Origin of the sequence: Pseudomonas costantinii (assembly GCF_001870435.1) — a bacterium.
GTDB lineage: Bacteria > Pseudomonadota > Gammaproteobacteria > Pseudomonadales > Pseudomonadaceae > Aquipseudomonas > Aquipseudomonas costantinii.
Genome location: NZ_MDDR01000028.1, coordinates 96896 through 113432, shown reverse-complemented (window position 1 = coordinate 113432; position 16537 = coordinate 96896). Strand labels below are relative to the sequence as shown.

22 protein-coding genes are annotated in these 16537 nt (G+C 59.0%); 6 read left to right on the top strand and 16 right to left on the bottom strand.

The features are described from left to right. The first annotated feature begins 39 nt into the window (after positions 1-39). The gene (locus BFL40_RS14280) at positions 40-924 is read left to right on the top strand and encodes an AraC family transcriptional regulator (RefSeq protein WP_071484604.1); all 885 of its coding nucleotides are present in this window, start codon (positions 40-42) and stop codon (positions 922-924) included. Here the strand turns inward: BFL40_RS14280 and BFL40_RS14275 are convergent. The 3 genes from BFL40_RS14275 to BFL40_RS14265 all read right to left on the bottom strand — a co-directional run bounded on the left by BFL40_RS14275 (position 866) and on the right by BFL40_RS14265 (position 3253). After that, positions 866-1453 (bottom strand): LysE family translocator, encoded by a 588-nt coding sequence (locus BFL40_RS14275; protein WP_071484603.1) that lies wholly within the window; start codon positions 1451-1453, stop codon positions 866-868. The genes BFL40_RS14280 and BFL40_RS14275 overlap by 59 nt on opposite strands. Positions 1454-1595: 142 nt before the next feature. After that, positions 1596-2225: a ribonuclease T2 family protein gene (locus BFL40_RS14270; RefSeq protein WP_071484602.1), complete on the bottom strand. Its 630-nt coding sequence runs from the start codon at positions 2223-2225 to the stop codon at positions 1596-1598. Positions 2226-2272: 47 nt separating this feature from the next. Further along, a complete protein-coding gene (locus tag BFL40_RS14265; RefSeq protein WP_071484601.1) occupies positions 2273-3253 on the bottom strand; it encodes a Gfo/Idh/MocA family protein in 981 nt (326 codons plus the stop codon). Positions 3254-3379: 126 nt separating this feature from the next. Here BFL40_RS14265 and BFL40_RS14260 point away from each other — a divergent pair, with 126 nt between their 5' ends. Next, entirely contained in the window at positions 3380-3742 is a 363-nt protein-coding gene (locus BFL40_RS14260) for an NUDIX hydrolase (RefSeq protein ID WP_071484600.1), read from the top strand. Here BFL40_RS14260 and BFL40_RS14255 read toward each other — a convergent pair. From BFL40_RS14255 to BFL40_RS14230, 6 genes are all read right to left on the bottom strand, one after another. Next, positions 3728-4441 carry a transporter substrate-binding domain-containing protein gene (locus BFL40_RS14255; RefSeq protein WP_071484599.1) on the bottom strand — a complete coding sequence of 238 codons (714 nt, stop codon included), beginning with the start codon at positions 4439-4441 and terminating at the stop codon, positions 3728-3730. The two genes, BFL40_RS14260 and BFL40_RS14255, sit on opposite strands and share 15 nt — an antisense overlap. 826 nt (positions 4442-5267) lie before the next feature. Continuing rightward, the gene (locus BFL40_RS14250) at positions 5268-5999 is read right to left on the bottom strand and encodes a hypothetical protein (protein ID WP_071484598.1); all 732 of its coding nucleotides are present in this window, start codon (positions 5997-5999) and stop codon (positions 5268-5270) included. Positions 6000-6106: 107 nt separating this feature from the next. Beyond that, the gene (locus BFL40_RS14245; RefSeq protein WP_071484597.1) at positions 6107-6601 is read right to left on the bottom strand and encodes a periplasmic heavy metal sensor; all 495 of its coding nucleotides are present in this window, start codon (positions 6599-6601) and stop codon (positions 6107-6109) included. Then, complete coding sequence (locus tag BFL40_RS14240; RefSeq protein ID WP_071484596.1) at positions 6598-7029, bottom strand: hypothetical protein; 432 nt, start codon at positions 7027-7029, stop codon at positions 6598-6600. The genes BFL40_RS14245 and BFL40_RS14240 overlap by 4 nt, the downstream gene beginning before the upstream one ends. Continuing rightward, the gene (locus BFL40_RS14235; protein WP_071484595.1) at positions 7026-7604 is read right to left on the bottom strand and encodes an RNA polymerase sigma factor; all 579 of its coding nucleotides are present in this window, start codon (positions 7602-7604) and stop codon (positions 7026-7028) included. The genes BFL40_RS14240 and BFL40_RS14235 overlap by 4 nt, the downstream gene beginning before the upstream one ends. A 37-nt stretch (positions 7605-7641) precedes the next feature. Further along, on the bottom strand, positions 7642-7953 hold the full coding sequence (locus BFL40_RS14230) for a YXWGXW repeat-containing protein (RefSeq protein WP_071484594.1): 312 nt from the start codon (positions 7951-7953) through the stop codon (positions 7642-7644). A gap of 226 nt (positions 7954-8179) precedes the next feature. Between BFL40_RS14230 and BFL40_RS34105 the strand changes: the two genes are divergently transcribed. Beyond that, positions 8180-8320: a hypothetical protein gene (locus BFL40_RS34105; RefSeq protein ID WP_162843027.1), complete on the top strand. Its 141-nt coding sequence runs from the start codon at positions 8180-8182 to the stop codon at positions 8318-8320. On the opposite strand, the gene BFL40_RS14225 is transcribed toward BFL40_RS34105, so the two are convergent. Further along, positions 8317-8565, bottom strand: coding sequence for a DUF1652 domain-containing protein (locus BFL40_RS14225; protein ID WP_071484593.1), 249 nt, complete (start codon positions 8563-8565; stop codon positions 8317-8319). The two genes, BFL40_RS34105 and BFL40_RS14225, sit on opposite strands and share 4 nt — an antisense overlap. A gap of 246 nt (positions 8566-8811) precedes the next feature. Here BFL40_RS14225 and BFL40_RS14220 point away from each other — a divergent pair, with 246 nt between their 5' ends. Next, on the top strand, positions 8812-9756 hold the full coding sequence (locus BFL40_RS14220; protein WP_071484592.1) for a GGDEF domain-containing protein: 945 nt from the start codon (positions 8812-8814) through the stop codon (positions 9754-9756). 287 nt (positions 9757-10043) lie between these two features. Here the strand turns inward: BFL40_RS14220 and BFL40_RS14215 are convergent, their stop codons facing one another. From BFL40_RS14215 to BFL40_RS14185, 6 genes are all read right to left on the bottom strand, one after another. Then, complete coding sequence (locus tag BFL40_RS14215; RefSeq protein ID WP_071484591.1) at positions 10044-10304, bottom strand: hypothetical protein; 261 nt, start codon at positions 10302-10304, stop codon at positions 10044-10046. A 4-nt stretch (positions 10305-10308) separates the two neighbouring features. After that, complete coding sequence (locus BFL40_RS14210; protein ID WP_071484590.1) at positions 10309-10755, bottom strand: GNAT family N-acetyltransferase; 447 nt, start codon at positions 10753-10755, stop codon at positions 10309-10311. A gap of 80 nt (positions 10756-10835) precedes the next feature. Continuing rightward, on the bottom strand, positions 10836-11744 hold the full coding sequence (locus BFL40_RS14205) for a helix-turn-helix transcriptional regulator (protein WP_071484589.1): 909 nt from the start codon (positions 11742-11744) through the stop codon (positions 10836-10838). A 36-nt stretch (positions 11745-11780) separates the two neighbouring features. Continuing rightward, on the bottom strand, positions 11781-12476 hold the full coding sequence (locus BFL40_RS14200; RefSeq protein WP_071484588.1) for a fumarylacetoacetate hydrolase family protein: 696 nt from the start codon (positions 12474-12476) through the stop codon (positions 11781-11783). A 107-nt stretch (positions 12477-12583) separates the two neighbouring features. Next, a complete protein-coding gene (locus tag BFL40_RS14195) occupies positions 12584-12913 on the bottom strand; it encodes a hypothetical protein (protein WP_071484587.1) in 330 nt (109 codons plus the stop codon). A gap of 439 nt (positions 12914-13352) precedes the next feature. After that, entirely contained in the window at positions 13353-13790 is a 438-nt protein-coding gene (locus BFL40_RS14185; RefSeq protein WP_071484585.1) for a DUF3995 domain-containing protein, read from the bottom strand. Positions 13791-13883: 93 nt separating this feature from the next. Between BFL40_RS14185 and BFL40_RS14180 the strand changes: the two genes are divergently transcribed. Next, the gene (locus BFL40_RS14180; protein WP_071484584.1) at positions 13884-14273 is read left to right on the top strand and encodes a DUF2946 domain-containing protein; all 390 of its coding nucleotides are present in this window, start codon (positions 13884-13886) and stop codon (positions 14271-14273) included. A gap of 94 nt (positions 14274-14367) precedes the next feature. Beyond that, complete coding sequence (locus tag BFL40_RS14175; protein WP_071484583.1) at positions 14368-16494, top strand: TonB-dependent receptor; 2127 nt, start codon at positions 14368-14370, stop codon at positions 16492-16494. The last annotated feature ends 43 nt before the right edge of the window (positions 16495-16537 follow it).

Below are 16537 nucleotides of genomic sequence, written 5' to 3'. Positions count from 1 at the left end.
CATGAGTCTAGTGCAGCACACCTTTCGGAGCGCCGCACCATGTCCTCGTCTGCAAGCCCTACGGCCCCCAACTTCTGGCGCGACGCCGCGCTGCCGTTTATCGAGGCGCGGACCATTGCCGACGGGCGCAAGGTGACTTACACCCGACACTCTCACGAACATTTTTCCATCGGTGCGATCACCGCCGGACGCAGCTATTACCACTACGGCACGCAGACCTTTGAGATCAGCGCCGGCACGGTGGTACTGATGAACCCCGGCGATGTGCACGCCTGCAACCCGATCTACGACCAGCATTGGTCCTATCAGATGTTGTACATCGACACGCCCTGGCTGACCGACCTGCAGCACCAGTTGGGTTTCAGCACCGATGAGGGTTATCGGCCGTTCAACACGCCGTATACCCGGGACAAGGTGCTGTACAGCGGCCTGCTGGAGCTGTACCGGACATTGGTGGACGAGCAAGCCGAACACCTGCAAAAGCAGAGTGCGCTGGTGAGTTTTTTCAGTGAAGTGCAGCAGCGCCTGAACCCTGCCGAGATGCCGGTACGTGAGGTCAACCACAAGCTGGAACGGGCCGCCGAGTACATCCGCGAGCATTGCACCCAGGCGTTGAAACTGGAAGATATTTGCCAGGCGGCCGAGCTGTCGCCGTCTTACTTGATCCGCGCGTTCAAGCAATATTACGGCCTCACGCCCCATGCCTTCCTGGTGAACCGGCGCATCCAGTTTGCCCGCACCCAGTTGCGTAACGGCGAGCTGATCGCCGATGTGGCCCTCGCCGCAGGCTTTGCCGACCAGGCGCATTTCCAGCGCGCCTTCAAACAGCATTTCGCCGCCACGCCTGGTCAGTACCGTGACTTGCTCAAGCCATCAGCAAATAACCCACACTGGCCACCAGCAACGCGGCCATTGAGCGGTTGAACACGCGCACGCCTTGAGGATTGCCCAGGTAACGCCGTAAAAAAGTCCCGGCGTAGGCCCAGCACGCCACCGACAGGTAGCAGATCACCAAATAGAGCACCGCAAATAGCCACACTTGCCCAGCATCGCCATCCGCGACAAACAACCCCATCCCCGCTACGCACGCCAGCCAGGCTTTCGGGTTGAGCCATTGCATGATTGCGCCGTACAGCATCGACGGTGCGGTTGCCGTGCCATCGGCGTCCAGCCGACCATCGTCCACTGCCAACCTCCACGCCATGTACAGCAAGAAGGCCACCCCGCCCCACTGGATCAACTGGGTCAGGATTGGCCAACGCACCAGCACTTCATGCAATCCCAGGCCGATCAGCACCAGCAGCACGGTGAAGCCGACCGCGGCGCCGAATACGTGTTTCTGGCTGGCGGCAAAACCGAAGCGCGCGCCGGAACTGAGGGCGACCACATTCACAGGCCCCGGCGTGATGGAGGTGGCCAAGGCGAAGGCGGCCATGGAGATGATCAAGCTCATTGCGATTCCCTTTTTGTTGTGACGATGACGTCACGGTAAAGGGCGAACCGCGTGCAGTATTGAAGAAAATGCCCCCGCCGTTCTATTTCACACACAACACCCGGCCCGCATCTTCACTTGGCCGGGGCGTGGCGATGCAGCCTTAGCGCTGCGAAGGAATCCGAATATCGCCGTCGCGGCACTGCGTCTTCACGCTACGTGGGCAGCCGGCGAACGCCAGGTCCTTGGTCAGGCACACCCGTACCTCCGACAGCACCTTGCCCTTGCAGATCACCGCCAGCCCATGGTTGCCCATGCGCGGGTTGCTTTCGCGGAACAACGCCTCGATCTCACTGGCCTGCAATGAAGGTGGTGTGTTGAACGGCTGCAACTGCTGCGGAATGGCAACCACCCCCAGCGCCGCATCGGTTTTCTCCAGGTACGCCAACGGCTCAAGCCCGCTGCACGTGCCATGCTTGGCCCATTCGTGCTTGAGCAGCGAGCGGGTCGGAAACAGCGTAGCGCCCTTGTCCATTTCTTCACGAGACAATCGCGACTGCGGCTCACACGAGGCCGGCCAGCCGCCCTTTGCGTATTGCGGCCACAAGCCATGCAGCACAAAGCCGTAGCCCTTGCCCGAACACTGCTCATTGTCCGGGTGCGTCAGGCAAAACGTTGGCGACCACGACAATGACAACACATAAAAATCAAACTCCCCAGGCGTCCCTTGGCTGCGCGGAGCTGCCATCGCACTCGTGGCAAGCGCCAACCACAACACCATCCAGTATTTCATCCGTCTGTTCCTTGAAAAAAGTAGATTACCCAGCAAGCCTAGTGTGATTAGCCAGGTTGATGGGCGTTACGTTGTAGCACCCGGTCCAGAATCCGATCGGTCTTCAACGCCTCGATCGCCAGCGACGGGTGCTCGGCCTCCCCACGAATATGCGCATTCATGCCAAGCACGTGGTGCCACTGAATATGCGCGTGACACGGCACCTCCAGCACCTCGTTGGTCTCGCCTTCAAGCCGCAGCGGCTGGTCTTCGAAGACTGAAAACTGAATACGTCCCCGACTGCCAATCAGCTCGACGAGGTCTTCGCGACGGTCGGCTACAAAATTCCAGCAGCCCATGCCCAGCGCGCCCGATGCAAAACGCCAACTGGCGGTCACGGCATCCTCCGCCGCATAACGGCCCTCTTGGCGCGAGGTGAACCCAGCCACGTCGACGATATCCCCAGCCAGGTACTGGAAGAGGTCAAACCCATGGCTGGCCAAGTCGGCAAAGTAGCCGCCCCCGGCTATCGCCGGGTCGGTGCGCCAGTTGGCGGCGCTTGCGTCTGCGGCGGAAGGCGGTTTGCACAAGGTCCAAGTGAGATGGCGCAACTCGCCGATGCGCCCGTCCTGTAGCCAGTCGCGCACTTGCTGAAAGCGCGGCAGTGAGCGTCGATAGTAGGACACGAACAAGTGCAGCCCGGCATTCTCGAAAGTGCGCTGCATCAACGCACTCTGCTCGGCATTCAGCGACATGGGTTTCTCGACGCAGCAATGCTTGCCTGCTGCCGCCACCATCAGGCTGTATTCAAGATGGCTGTCGGGCGGTGTGGCGATGTACACCGCGTCCACTTCGGGGTCGTCGATCAGTGCCTGGGCGTCGGTATAAAAACGCGCAATACCGTGGCGTGCCGCATAATCGCGCACCGCATCGATACGGCGCCCCATCACGGCCACCAAGGCCGAACCTGGCGCTTTATAGAATGCGGGTCCACTCTTTAATTCAGTAACACTGCCACAGCCGATCATGCCCCAACGTACGGTGTTCATCGGTTTTCCTCGTCCACTTCCGTCAAGCGGGCAGTATCCACATCCCCACACGTGCGCGCCACCAGCACCTAGCATGACATTTGCATTACACTTTTATGACGATCATCCCGCCGTGGGGCACACACCATGAAAATAAGGGCAACCGTCATTTGCGAACACGAGGGGCATATCCTCTTCGTGCGCAAAGCCAGATCAAAATGGGCATTGCCGGGCGGCAAGGTCGAGCGTGACGAACGGCCGGTCGGCGCGGCCGAGCGCGAGCTGGAAGAAGAAACCGGGTTGAACGTGGATGGGTTGCTGTACTTGCAGGAACTGAAGGCCCGCGACACCGTGCACCATGTGTTTGAAGCCTCGGTGGTGAACATTGCCGATGCCCAGCCACGCAACGAAATCATCGATTGCCAGTGGCACGCCTTTGGCGCCCTGGACGAGCTGGACACCACCGACGCGACCCGGCACATCGTCAAATCCTTCCTACGTCGCCTGTAGTTCAGCGCTCTGCCCGCTGTCCAGCAACCCTCGTTTCACCACACCATTCTCTTTCTGCCGTTCGACAAAGGATTTGACGAACGCGGCAGCGGCTGCATGCATCACCGGAACCGCCATGGCTTGGCGGATCGTCATGAAGTCATCCTCCACCAGACGCCATTGATCAGAAACCCGGGTTCGCAGGAAATCCCGTACACCCGCCGCGGCATCCAAGCGCTGTTCGATAAACCAGTCCACCGCTGCCGCAGAAGTTGGTGCCCGCACCAGTTCGGCATGTTGCACGGTACGGCTCAAGTACAAGTCGTAGGCCGCACCCTGGCCGACCGCGATACGCCGACCCGGTGCGTCCAATTGCGCGACGTGCGTGAGCGGTGAATCCACCGCCACCAGATACGTGCCCTTGATCGCCACATACGGCGCGCTGAAGGCTATTTCCTGTTCGCGCACCGGTTCAATCGCCAGGAACGCAACGCGCCACACGTCATCGGCCAACGCGGCGAAGACCTTGCCCGCCGCCTCAAACGTGATCAATTCCAACTCGACACCCAACGCTTCGGCCAGCGCCTTGGCCAACGCCACGGAGACGCCCTGAAGCTCACCGTCCGCACCGCGTTGTGCCAATACCGGGTTGCCGAGGTTGATGGCGGCGCGCAGCACGCCATTGGGGGCTAGTTGTTGCAGTACCTGGGGGTCAATCATCGAACGCTCCTTGACGGTCTTGCCAATCACTAACGGCAATATGCCGCTGCGTTCACAAGGTACCCAAGCGCTTGCAATGCGTCGAGGTGCAAGGCCGAGGTGTCTGCATCGCGGCCTAGGTATCTGCACATCTTTTTTAGGGGGTAGGTTTTAGGGTTGTTGCGGGGGCGCTGGGTACATATCCGTTATTTGGGTAACGGCCGCTTATGGTTCCGCCCTTACGGCGGGTCACTTTGCAAAAGCGGCAAAGTAACCAAAACGCTCTTGCCCCACCACTCGGCACCTCGCCTAGGCTCGGTGTGCCCGCACTCCGGCACGGCTGCGCGGGTCGCCTAAGATCAAGATCAAAAGCAGAGCACGGCGGCCTGAAAGCCGACCTGAGTGGTGTAGATCAAAAGCGGTAAAACAAACGAGCAAGCAAGCCCGCTTCCACATTTTTAATCTCCATACATCAGGGATGACTGCATTCTGCCCTGCTTCTGATCTGGCTTTTGCTCCACACCACTCAGGTCGGCTTTCAGGCCGCCGTGCTCTGCTTTTGATCTGCTTGTGATCTTGATCTCAGGCGCCCCATTAACCACGATGGCCGCACGCAGGCTTGAATCCGTGGGTAACCCGGCAGGACGCCGGGTTAGCCGCGCTGGGCCAAGGATGGCCCATCGCGGCGGCCCACGGACTCAAGCCTGCGTGCGGGCACACCGAGCCACAGCGAGGTGCCGAGTGGTGGGGCAAGAGCCCTTTGCTTACTTTGGGGCTTTTCCAAAGTGAGTCGCTGTAAAAGCGAAACCATAAGTAGCCGTTACCGCAGCAACGGATATGTACTCATTCAGTAGCCCTTCTCCAACCGCTCCGTCTCAGCCGCCTTCGCAAGCTTCTCCTCCCGCTCCTTATCACACTTTTTCTGATTCCCCGGAACCGAAACGTCATAAGAACAGCTGCTTGGAAGCGCCTGGCCTTTAGTTACCACCACAAGCACCACATACAACGGAATGGCAGCCGCCAACACCACCCAATCCAAGACACCGGCACGCACAACCTCAGGCTTGCGCGTATACCCTTGCCCAGGCGTCAGGGTCTTGGATTGCAGCGTGGCCCAAAGCGTATAACGGTAGGCCTCCCCTTCCAGCCCTTGCCCGGTAAACCGCTTGCAGGCATCCACCGTGTGGACCGCACTAAAATCCCCTGACTGCTGCGTATTGAAGCCATCGACCACGGCCTTGAGTTGCGCCTCATCCGCGTGCTGGGCAACCTGGCATTCAGGTTCGGTGAAATACAGCTTGCTGGTTTTACTCACGGTATCCAGCCACCAACTGGAATCCGCATAAAGCCCCAGCACACCGCCGTCCGGGGAGGCTTTCAAATACAGCTCCAGGGCGCCGTCATAGTTCTTGTAAATACGAGTCAACGAATCGAACTGCTCACCGGTCATTTTTTGATAGAGCGTGAACCCATAGACCTCAGGCCCTACAACCGTCGGCCTTGCCGGCGCCGTCGCACAGCCACCCAGCGATGATGTGATGATCGCCAGGCTCAAAATACCGCATAGCATCCTTTGCATGAAACGCCCCAAGGCAGACGGTCGGCTAAACAGCCACGCGCAAGATTACGCTTAATCCCAGCTGCTGTTTCGGCTCGTTTACCCAAAACCTTAATCGGCATTACGACTCAAGAGCGCGGCTTATTCCCCACCACTTGGGGCAGCTTCTCCTTGGTTTTGGCCTGCCCACGCTGGTACAGCGCCTCAACCAGTTTCTGCCGCTCATCCTGTGGCAAGTTGCTCGCAAACTGCGCCAACGTGGTGTCCACCATAGCCCTGAGCGCAACGTCTGCCTCGCGTGCCTTGGCCAGCTCAGTGACGAGCACGTCGCGATCCAGGGTCGGCGCTTCCAATTGTTTGATCACGCCCAGGCGTGCTTCGCGCCCGGCCATGATCAGCGGTTGGCTGTCAGCACGGTTATGGCGCAGCAACTCACGCAGTTCCTTGCGTCGTTCTGCCGGCAGCTTGATCATCGCCTGGCGCAAACCGTGCTGGTTGACCACCGCCTCGGCAGGCTTGGCAATGGCTATCCAATGGTAGAGGCCGCCACCCACACCGCCGATCAAAAACACGTTGAGCAACACCGAGACAACCAACCACGGTTTAAGGGATTTGGGGGTCATTGCTCGGTTTCCTCGGCGTTGACGGTGAAAACGACTTCGGCATCGCCCTGATCGAAGACACTGGGCAGCACTTCGGATGAGAGCATTGGCAATGGCACGCTCAGCGACGTCACCAACACCCCCGCGGCGATGCCCGCAATGCCCACGCCGACGAGGCCTGCGGGCGATAACCAACTGGCGTAGCGCGACCAGAAAGAGGCCCGGCGCGGTGCGGACTGGCGAATCTGCCGCGCCAGCGCCGGGTCAATGAAGGCCAGTTGATGACCGTCCAACTGCGTATCGAGCCAGCTTGCCTCGTGCAATGCCTCGCGGGCGTTGGCGTTACCACTGTCGAGCAGCGCCTGGGCCGCGGCTTGTTCGGCGATGGGCCAGCGATGCAGGCTGGCCCCGTAGGCATCAGCCAAGTGAGCAAATCGTTCGGGCGTCATGGTTTTTCCCTTCCTGGGCGGGCAAGCCCTGGTGTGTCGGCAAGTTGATTGCGCAACTGGCGTCGGGCCCGCGACAGCAGGCTCTCCAGTGCCTCGACGCTGATATTCATCAGGGCCGCGGCGTCGATGTTCGACAGCTCCTGGTAATACTGCAGCACAATGGCTTCGCGCTGGCGCTCGGGCAAGGCCGCCAACGCGGCGGCCATCCGTGCGCTGCGGTCGGCGGTTTCCAACTGCTCATCCGGGGACGGCGCGCTATCCGCCAGCTCAAGCACCTCGTCCTCGTTCAACGGGCGTTCCTTGCGCCGGCGCAAACGGTCATGGCACAGGTTAAGTACCACTCGGTGCAGCCAGGTGTCGAAACGTGCTTCACCGGCGCGCCAGTTGGCCGCCTGGCGCCAGATCCGCAGGAAGCTTTCCTGGGCCACGTCCTTGGCCTCGTCGGCATCCCCCAGGATCCGACTGGCGAGCGCCAGCAACCGCGGCAGCTTGCGCGTCACCATTTCGTTGACGGCGGCTGGTTCGTTGTTGCCGATACGCGCCAGTAGCTCAACGTCCGGATCAGTGTCTTTCAATCGGGTAACTCTCGGTCCGGTGGCTAAGTTTCAGGTTTCAGCGGATCCAATGGCCTTCGCGCCAGTACCAGTTCGGCCCATGGGATTCCCAGTGCCCAGGTTCCCAACGCGCATTACGCATCACCGGCTGCCAGTGACCCGGCACCCAGGCATAGGCACCGCCTTCCCAACGCCAGTGCCCACGGTCCCAGGCGTAACCCGGACGTTCGGCGGGAATCACCTCGACGCGCTCCACCGGTGGCGCCTGGCGAATGATCACTTCGGTCTGGGCAAAGGTCGGGGTGCTGACAAGCGCGGCGAAGGCCAGCGGGACGAGCAAGGCATAACGCAGTTTGGCCAGTGGGTTCATGGCAACTCCTTCATACGGCGGACGAAAATGTTCGCTGCTGATGGGTTGAACGATGGGGTGGCGGGAAATCCGTCGCGAAAAACGCGAATTTTTTCTCGACGCTGATAGAAGGGAAGTATTGCTCAGCGAATGAACACGCTGGATGAAATGTTTGAAAGTATCGCGACGGATTTGTGCGGGTGGTGCCGTTCAACGGTTAACGCAGAACACACCATGAGGAAACATCATGTCCCGTCGCCTATATATGCTCGTTGCCGCCCTGTTGATCGTCAGCCTCAGCGGCTGCGTGATCCTGCCTGAACACCGGCACTGTTGCTGGCGCTACTACGGCGCAGTCTCGACCCCAACCGCCACCGTCAACAGCTAGCCCATCGCCGCAAAACCACGGCGCCCGGCCTTGATCTCGGTGCGCAGCTCGCCAATAAGGTTTGAGATGGAACGGATGCTGTCCAAGCCTTGGGGCGAAACCCGGGTCAGCAGCAAGTCGACGCGACCGGACGCCGGTTCAAAGACGCTGATGCGCAATGAGCCGTCGCTGTTCAGGCTGCAATCACAGGCCAACGGCAGGAAACCCGAGGCCATGATACGGTTGAGTTCGGCGATCGAAATCATGATAAGTCCCCGTCCCTGGGTTCTACCCTGTAGGTGTGATGCAACCAGAATAGATAAGGTTTTGCCTGCAACGGAACAATTAATTCAAAAGTGTTACCTATGCCTCATTTTGCCTTGTAAGCGCTGGCACACTGACGCCAAAAACCCAGCACACGACCTCTCGTCTGCTGCCCAGGCTTAGGCTTGACTCCCGGTGTCGATCACCAGAGGCTCTTGGTTCTTCGCCCTCTTCTTGAGCAGCCCTGCATGAGTATCGACCCTCCGAACCAGCCCGACAGTGACGTGTACAAAACACTGTTGGAGTCGACCAAGGCGATCCCTTGGCGCATCGATTGGCAGACTATGACGTTCAGCTACATAGGCCCACAGATCGAGGCACTGCTGGGTTGGACCCCGCAAAGCTGGGTCAGCGTGGACGATTGGGTTGAACGTATGCACCCGGACGACCGTGAATATGTGGTGAATTTCTGCGTGTCGCAATCGCGCGCCGGCGTGGACCACGAGGCCGACTACCGGGCGCTGACGGTCAACGGCGACTATGTGTGGATTCGCGACGTGGTGCACGTGGTGCGCAAGGAGGGAGAAGTCGAAGCACTGATCGGCTTCATGTTCGATATCAGTGAGCGCAAAAAGACTGAAGAACACCTGACCCGTCTGCAAAAACAACTGGAGGAGTATTCCTTCCAGGACGGCCTTACCAGCATCGCCAACCGCCGCATGTTCGACACCGTGCTGGAGCGGGAATGGGCCAGCGCCCAGCGCAGCCAATTGCCGCTGTCGTTGATCATCCTCGATATCGATTTTTTCAAGCAGTACAACGACCATTACGGCCATATCAAGGGCGATGAATGCCTGCGCCAGGTGGCACGCACCTTGTCGCTGGCGGCCAACCGGCCACGAGACTTCATTGCCCGTATCGGCGGCGAGGAGTTTGTGTGGTTGCTGCCGGAGACCGACGCGGCCTCAGCCAGGCAGGTGGCGCAACGCTGCCTGCATCTGATTAGCCAGCAACAGATCGAACACGACTTTTCACCCGCCTCGAAGCTGCTGACCCTGAGCCTGGGGGTCGGCACCCATATCGTTACGCCAAACAGTGCGATGTTGGGGTTTGTCGAAGCCGTGGATAAGTTGCTGTACCAAGCCAAACACAATGGACGGATGCGTGCAGAGTTTGCCGACATTGAAGTTTGACGCCGAGGTCAAATTCCAGGCAAAAAAAATCCCAAGTAGCTGATGGAAACTTGGGATTTAAAAATGCATAAACCGTGGGAGGTGAACGCACGGCTATAGTACCGATTGTAAAAATCCGTAACAAGATTATTTTAATCCTTTCGTCGGATTAAAATCGCTGTAAGTCATTCAATAACCACACATTTTTTAAGGTGGCCGGCATTATAAATGCCATTTTTTGGTGCGCGCGTCGTTATACACCTCACTACTTCATCGCTGCATTCCCGCCATTAAAGTGTGGTTATTAATTATAACGGCGCAACCGCTCCGGAAAAACGCTTCCTTAGTTGCTTACAGTATTCGGGAGATTCGAACTTCGTGGATAAGGCTGCGCGGGCAACACTCTCTATATGTTGGCAAAGCGCCAGACGCTCGGCGGCCTCTTCCCGCTCCTGATCGACCTGGGCATTGTGCCGTACAAAATAGATGCCGAGCAGCACGGCGACGCACAGAACCCCGATCGCAAAGTAGCGGAAGTTGTTGGGCGCAGGGGGTTCTGGTGGGTTCATGGGACTAAGACGCCCTGCTCTTCTCATAACGAACGTCGTCTCCATCGACCCGCCCCACCACCGACCAGCCCAGTCGCTGGTAAAACCCGTTGGCGCGGATTTCATCACGCCCGTCGGTGATCAGGAACAACGTGTCATGGCATTCAAACAAAGCCGCTTCAGCCACCGCCATCAACTGGCGACCTAAACCATGGCCTTCATAGGCAGGCTGCACGAACATCGCAAACACCTCGCCTTCGGCCAGGTCGACCATGGAAAACGCAGCCGGGCGGCCATCCACTTCGGCAATCCACACACACGGCGCTTCACGGATGCTGTCCGCCAGCACCTGTGGCGTAATGCCAAGGTCCGTCATTTGTTCACGGCTCAAGTGGTTCTGCACGACAGAGGTGCGAATGGCGAACAACGTGTCGATATCCACAAGCGTCGCCAGCCGTACAACGATTTCCATAGGCGCCTCCTCCGTTGAAGCACGCGATTGTATGCAAATAGAAACATATGCATTGTCGTGGATTTGTAAAAAGCGAGAGATTACAGGGACTTTTCTTGCTGCTGACGACGAAATTTCCCCGGCGCCAAGCCATGGGCCTTGCGAAAGCAGCGGGAAAAGTACGCTTCATCAGTGAACCCACAGCGCTGGGCGATAACCCCAATCATCTGCGCGCTGTTGAGCAACAAGGTCCGCGCCAATTGCATACGGCGATCCAGCACCCATTGAGAGAAGGGTTTGCCGGTTTCCTTGCGCAGCAGGTGGGTGAGGTAGTTAGGCGACAAGAAGGCAGCAGCGGCCGTGTCGGAAAGGTTAAGGGTCGGCTCGTGCAGATGCTCGCGGATATAACCCTGAACGCGAGCCAGCGCATCCTTGCGCCCGCGCCGGGTGGCATTGTTGGCGGCAAGCGCCTGCAGCGGTTCGGCGTACTGTTCGCAGACCAGGCCGATCAGTTGAAACAGGTAGCCTTTTAGCCGCTCACGGGCGCCGAAGGTGCGATGGGCGTCGAGGGTACGCATATGAGCGAGCCAGGTTTTCACTTCGTCGAATGCCGCATCGTCGAGGATGAAATCCAACTGTTCCTGAAAGCGAAACGGCGACAACTCGGGTGCCTGGCCGATGGGAATGTCCTCCAGGTCCAGCGGGTCGCACGTCAGTTGCGGCAGGAAGAACGCTTGGCTGAAGTTAATCAGCATGAACTCGCCGTCTTCGGGATGGGGAATCACATGCAGGCGATGGGGCAGGATAAACGCCAGGGCTTTACGTGGAAACGGCCGCACCGCACCACCGATATGCTGCACGGTGTCGCCGCCTAAGTTGATCTGGATCTGAAAGTATTCATGCCGATGGGGACTGGTCAGCGCCGCCCGCCCGCGTTTGTCGCGGATATAGAAGTCGGGGCGGTCGCTGCGCTGTTCCATGCCATAAGTGGTGACGCGGGTGCCTGGCATAACTATCTCTCGGGTGGCCTGGGCACCACTTTAGCCTCAACCCTGGCCGAGAGTGAAACTCAACTCGCCCACACCGTCGATACCGGCGGTGACCACATCCCCCGGCTGCAACGCACCGACGCCTGCGGGAGTACCGGTGAAAATCAGGTCGCCGGCCTTGAGCGCGACGGATTTTGAGGCATGACTGATCACTTCGCTGACGGACCAGATCTGGTCGGCCAGATCCCCGATCTGGCGCTGTTCACCATTGACCTTCAGCCAGATTGTCCCGGTGGACGGGTGCCCGACCGCGCTCACTGGTTGTAACGCGGTACTCGGCGCCGATTCATCAAAGGCCTTGGCCCATTCCCACGGACGAGAGAGCTTTTTCGCCTGGGCTTGCAGGTCGCGGCGAGTAAGGTCGATGCCGACTCCGTAACCCCATACGTGGGAAAACGCCTCTTCGGGGGTGATATCCACCCCACCCTTGCCGATGGCCACCACCAGTTCCACTTCATGGTGCAGGTCGGCGGTCAGCGGCGGATACGCGATCACGCCTTTGGCCGGCACCACCGCATCCGCCGGTTTCATAAAGAAAAATGGCGGCTCGCGGTCCGGGTCATGCCCCATTTCCCGGGCATGTTCACTGTAGTTGCGGCCCACGCAGAATACGCGGCGTAGCGGAAACCGCGCGTCGCTGCCCTGTACGGCAAGGGATGGCGTTTGCGCGGGGGTGAATACGTAATCAGTCATGGCCTGTGCCTCTTGGTTTGCCTGGCGCCAGTATGGCGAGGCGCACCTGGGCAAAGTTGGACGGGCTTACGCAGATTTTGCACTGGCCGGTGCAAAGCGCTCGCGAGTTACTTACGCGCCACCTTGTAGCGCAGGCAATCCTGATAAAAGCCCTGGCGAATCGCCTCGGGTTTAAGCCGTGAGCGGCTGTCATAAGTCTGTTCGGTAATGCCCATGGCCATCATGCGCATCCACGACTTGCTGAACTTGATGGTCTGGATCTTCTGCCGCGCGGCATATAACGACACGCCCGACAGCTTGAGTTCCTGCGCTCGGGCGGCAGTGCCAGCACCCCAACTGCACATGTACTTGTCACCTTCGCGCAACTCCCGTGCCTGCACGGTAACCGCGCCGCCGGCCAGGGAGCAGGCGATCAGCATGATTCCAACAGTGCGCATTTGCTTCCTCACCTAACCACCTGAAAATAAAAGTGATTCTGGCGAGAATTTTGTTACAAAGGGGCCATTAAATTGCCTTATCGGCGAGATTTCACCACTGATAGGCCGCACTCGCCTGCACGGTGCGCTGTGAGCCATACCAGCACCACGAGCAGGAATAGCAGGACGCCATCTATTCCTTGTTCGCCAGGTCAGTGACGTTCAACGCCGGGCGCAGATTGGCTTTGGGATTGCTGAGAGTCTTTTTTTGGCGGCTATACATGTATGCATGTGAGCTGCCGCGTAAATACAAAAAATACACCAACAAAGAATTTCTGGAACATGACTTCAATGAGTATCTGAAACAGGGAAAGGCCAAGAAAATCCCCGGCTCCATGTCCAACTTATACTTCATTCAACCTGACTGCCCGGACTGATGAGCGATCGGGCCTTAAACCTCTCACCCCCACGCCACCACCAACAACCCCACCCCCAGCACCAAACACAACGGCGAATAAAAATACGTATCCAACCGCGCAAACCTGGACCCACCGACCTTCTTGAAAAACCCCACCAGTTCCGAATCCCCAATCGCCCTGGCAAACATCACCACGGCAATCGCGCTGATTCCCCATTGCAGCGCCCCATGGGACACTGGCGAAAAGTACAGCCCGGCACGCAGGCAGACGAGCAACGCAATCGCCACCAACCCCATCGCCACCAGGAACGTGCCCAGCGCCGAAGGTTTAAACGCCGGCCTTGGTCCACGGGCAAACTCGCCGGGTAATTGGGGAATAGCCGCAAGACTGCCCAGTTTGCCGCCGGCGGCCCAATACAAGTGCACCATGCTGATGCAGGTAAAAACCCCGACGATCCATCGCGCGATGACAAAGCTCATGACGGGCGCTCCCTGAAAATGTGCGCATGAGCATAGTCGCCCTGAGATTTTTTGTAGGCATTTCGTCGGCGGGTGATGGTAAAGTGCCGCCCCATGAAAATCGCCCGTGCCGACCGCTCGCTCATTGCCTGGATGCTCTACTGCTGCGTCCTGTTCAATGTGTTCGCGTGCAGTATTGGTCATGGACAGATGCTGGGGATGCAGCTCAACGGCATCGGCGGTCAGTTTTGTACGGTGGACCCGCGTACCCAGGCACCCACGCAGAACAACTCCACGGATGAGAACCTGCCGACGCTGTCCAAGGCGTTCGGTTGCCCGTTGTGCTCAACCGGTGGCATGGGCCCGGCACTCAACACCAGCCTGAATGTGGCGGTTTTGCCACAACCCCACGCGCCGCCTCCGGCTGTGGTTATCGCCGCTGACATCCCTGCCCGCTTCACCTGGCCCACGGCCCACCCGCGTGCGCCTCCCGCTTTCGCCTGATCCCTTCGCTTTCTGATCTGCACCACCACCGCTCCCATCGGGGAATACGGACGGCTGTGCGTTGTTTTCAAGCCAAGTTTTTCAGGATTCAACCATGAAACATTTACCCCTGTTGGCAGGCCTGTTCGGCTGCCTGCCTGTCTGCGGCTGGGCGCTCGAGTTGGCCCCGACCACCATTGATGGCGAACAAACCGCTGAGCCCGGCCTGGCCCTGGATCAATCCAGCGGCATGGCTTCACGGCTCGGACTGAGCGTGCGCGAGACTCCGGCGTCGGTAGCCATCGCCAATCGCAATGACATAGAGCGCCATGGCGCCAAGACCTTCCGTGATGCGGCTAACACCTTGCCCGGCGTCAACGCCAGCGCGCCGCCAGGGTTTGGCGGTTTTGTGTCCTACCGTGGATTTACCAGCAGCCAAATCACACAGATGTTCAACGGAATCAACGTCGCCACCGGCTTGGCCCGGCCGGTGGATGCGTGGATCTATGACCGTGTCGAACTGGTCGGCGGCCCCTCCTCCCTGATCAACGGTGCAGGCTCCGTGGGCGGTTCGCTGAACTACGTGACCAAGCTTGCGACCCGTGAGGAACAAGCCGCTGAGGGCCAACTGACCTATGGCAGCTACGACACCGCCGGTATGGCCTTTGGCCTGAACCACGCCCTGACCGAACCGGGTGCCGAGGTGCAGCATTACGCGCGCCTGGATGTCAGCCGCAACACTAACCATAGCTACATCGACCGCGACCAGCGTGATGCCTGGAGCGTGGCGTTTTCCCTGCTCAGCGACTTGACGCCCAGCCTGTCCCACACCCTGGCACTGGAATACCAGGACGAGCATGAAGACAGCCCCTACTGGGGGACGCCGGTACTCAACCCCAAAGCTGGAGAGTTGAAGATCGACAAACATAACCGGTTCAACAACTACAACGTCGCCGATGGCCGTTACGAGCAACGTACGCTCTGGGCGCGCTCGATCATCGACTACCGGATCAATGACAGCACCACGCTGAAAAACACCTTGTATCACCTGGACAGCCAACGCGATTACCGCAACCTGGAAACCTACCAGTACAACGCCGACAACAGCGCGGTGAACCGCTCGACCGCCTATCAAGTGCGCCATCAGGGTGAACAGCACGGCAACCAGTTCGAGCTGCGCCATGACGATAGCTTCTTCGGTCTCTCAACCACTTGGTCTGGCGGCTTTGAGTACAAGGTCAACAGCACCACCAGCAGCCCGTTCAGAGTGGCGGGCAACAGCACGGTAAACCCGAACAACTACGACCCAGGGCATTTCTATGACATCCCGGGTACCAAACCTGACCTCATCAAGGACAAGACCAACGAGGTCACCACCAAGGCGTTATTTGTAGAAAACCGCCTGGGCCTGACCGACAAATTGTCACTGCTCACCGGTCTGCGTTACGACGCCATCGACCTGGATGTAACCAACCATAGCACCGTGACGGCCAGCAACCCCCGGCACTTCAAACGCAGTTGGGAGCCGGTGACCGGTCGCGTGGGCCTGACCTACCAGTTCATCCCGTCAGCCAATGTGTATGTGCAATACAGCACCGCCGCCGAGCAACCATCAACTACGACTCAAGTGTTCGATGTATCGACCGGCAAACAGTGGGAAGTGGGCAGCAAGTTCGACTACCTGGACGGTCGCGGTTCGGCCACCGTCGCCGCCTATAAGATCGAACGCAAAGACTTTGCCGTTACCGACCCGCTGGACCCGAACAACAGCATTCCGGTGGGCGCACAGTCCTCCAAAGGCATCGAGTTGGCCAGCTCATTGCGCATCACTCCCAAGTTGCTGGCCGAGGGCAACTTCGCCTGGGTAGATGCGGAGTACGACGACTTCAACGAGAAAATTGCCAGCGGCGCCGTGGTCTCGCGCAAGGGTAATACACCCACCAACGTGCCCAAGCGCGTGGGTAATCTCTGGCTGACTTATGATTTTGCCGAGGATTGGCAAGGCGGTGTGGATGCGCGGTACGTGGCGCAGGTGTATGCGGACAATGCCAATACGATGACGGTGCCGGCCTACACGTTATTCGGGACGTTCCTGCGCTATAAGGTGGACTCACACACTTCGGTGACGGGCCGGGTGCGTAACCTGACGAATGAGGTGTATGCCGAGTTTGCGCATGTGTCGCCAGCGTATTATTTGGGGTCGCCGCGGACGTTTGAGTTGGCGGTACAGACCCGGTTCTAAACCTGGGATGCAATCAAAAATGTGGGAGCGGGCTTGCTCGCTC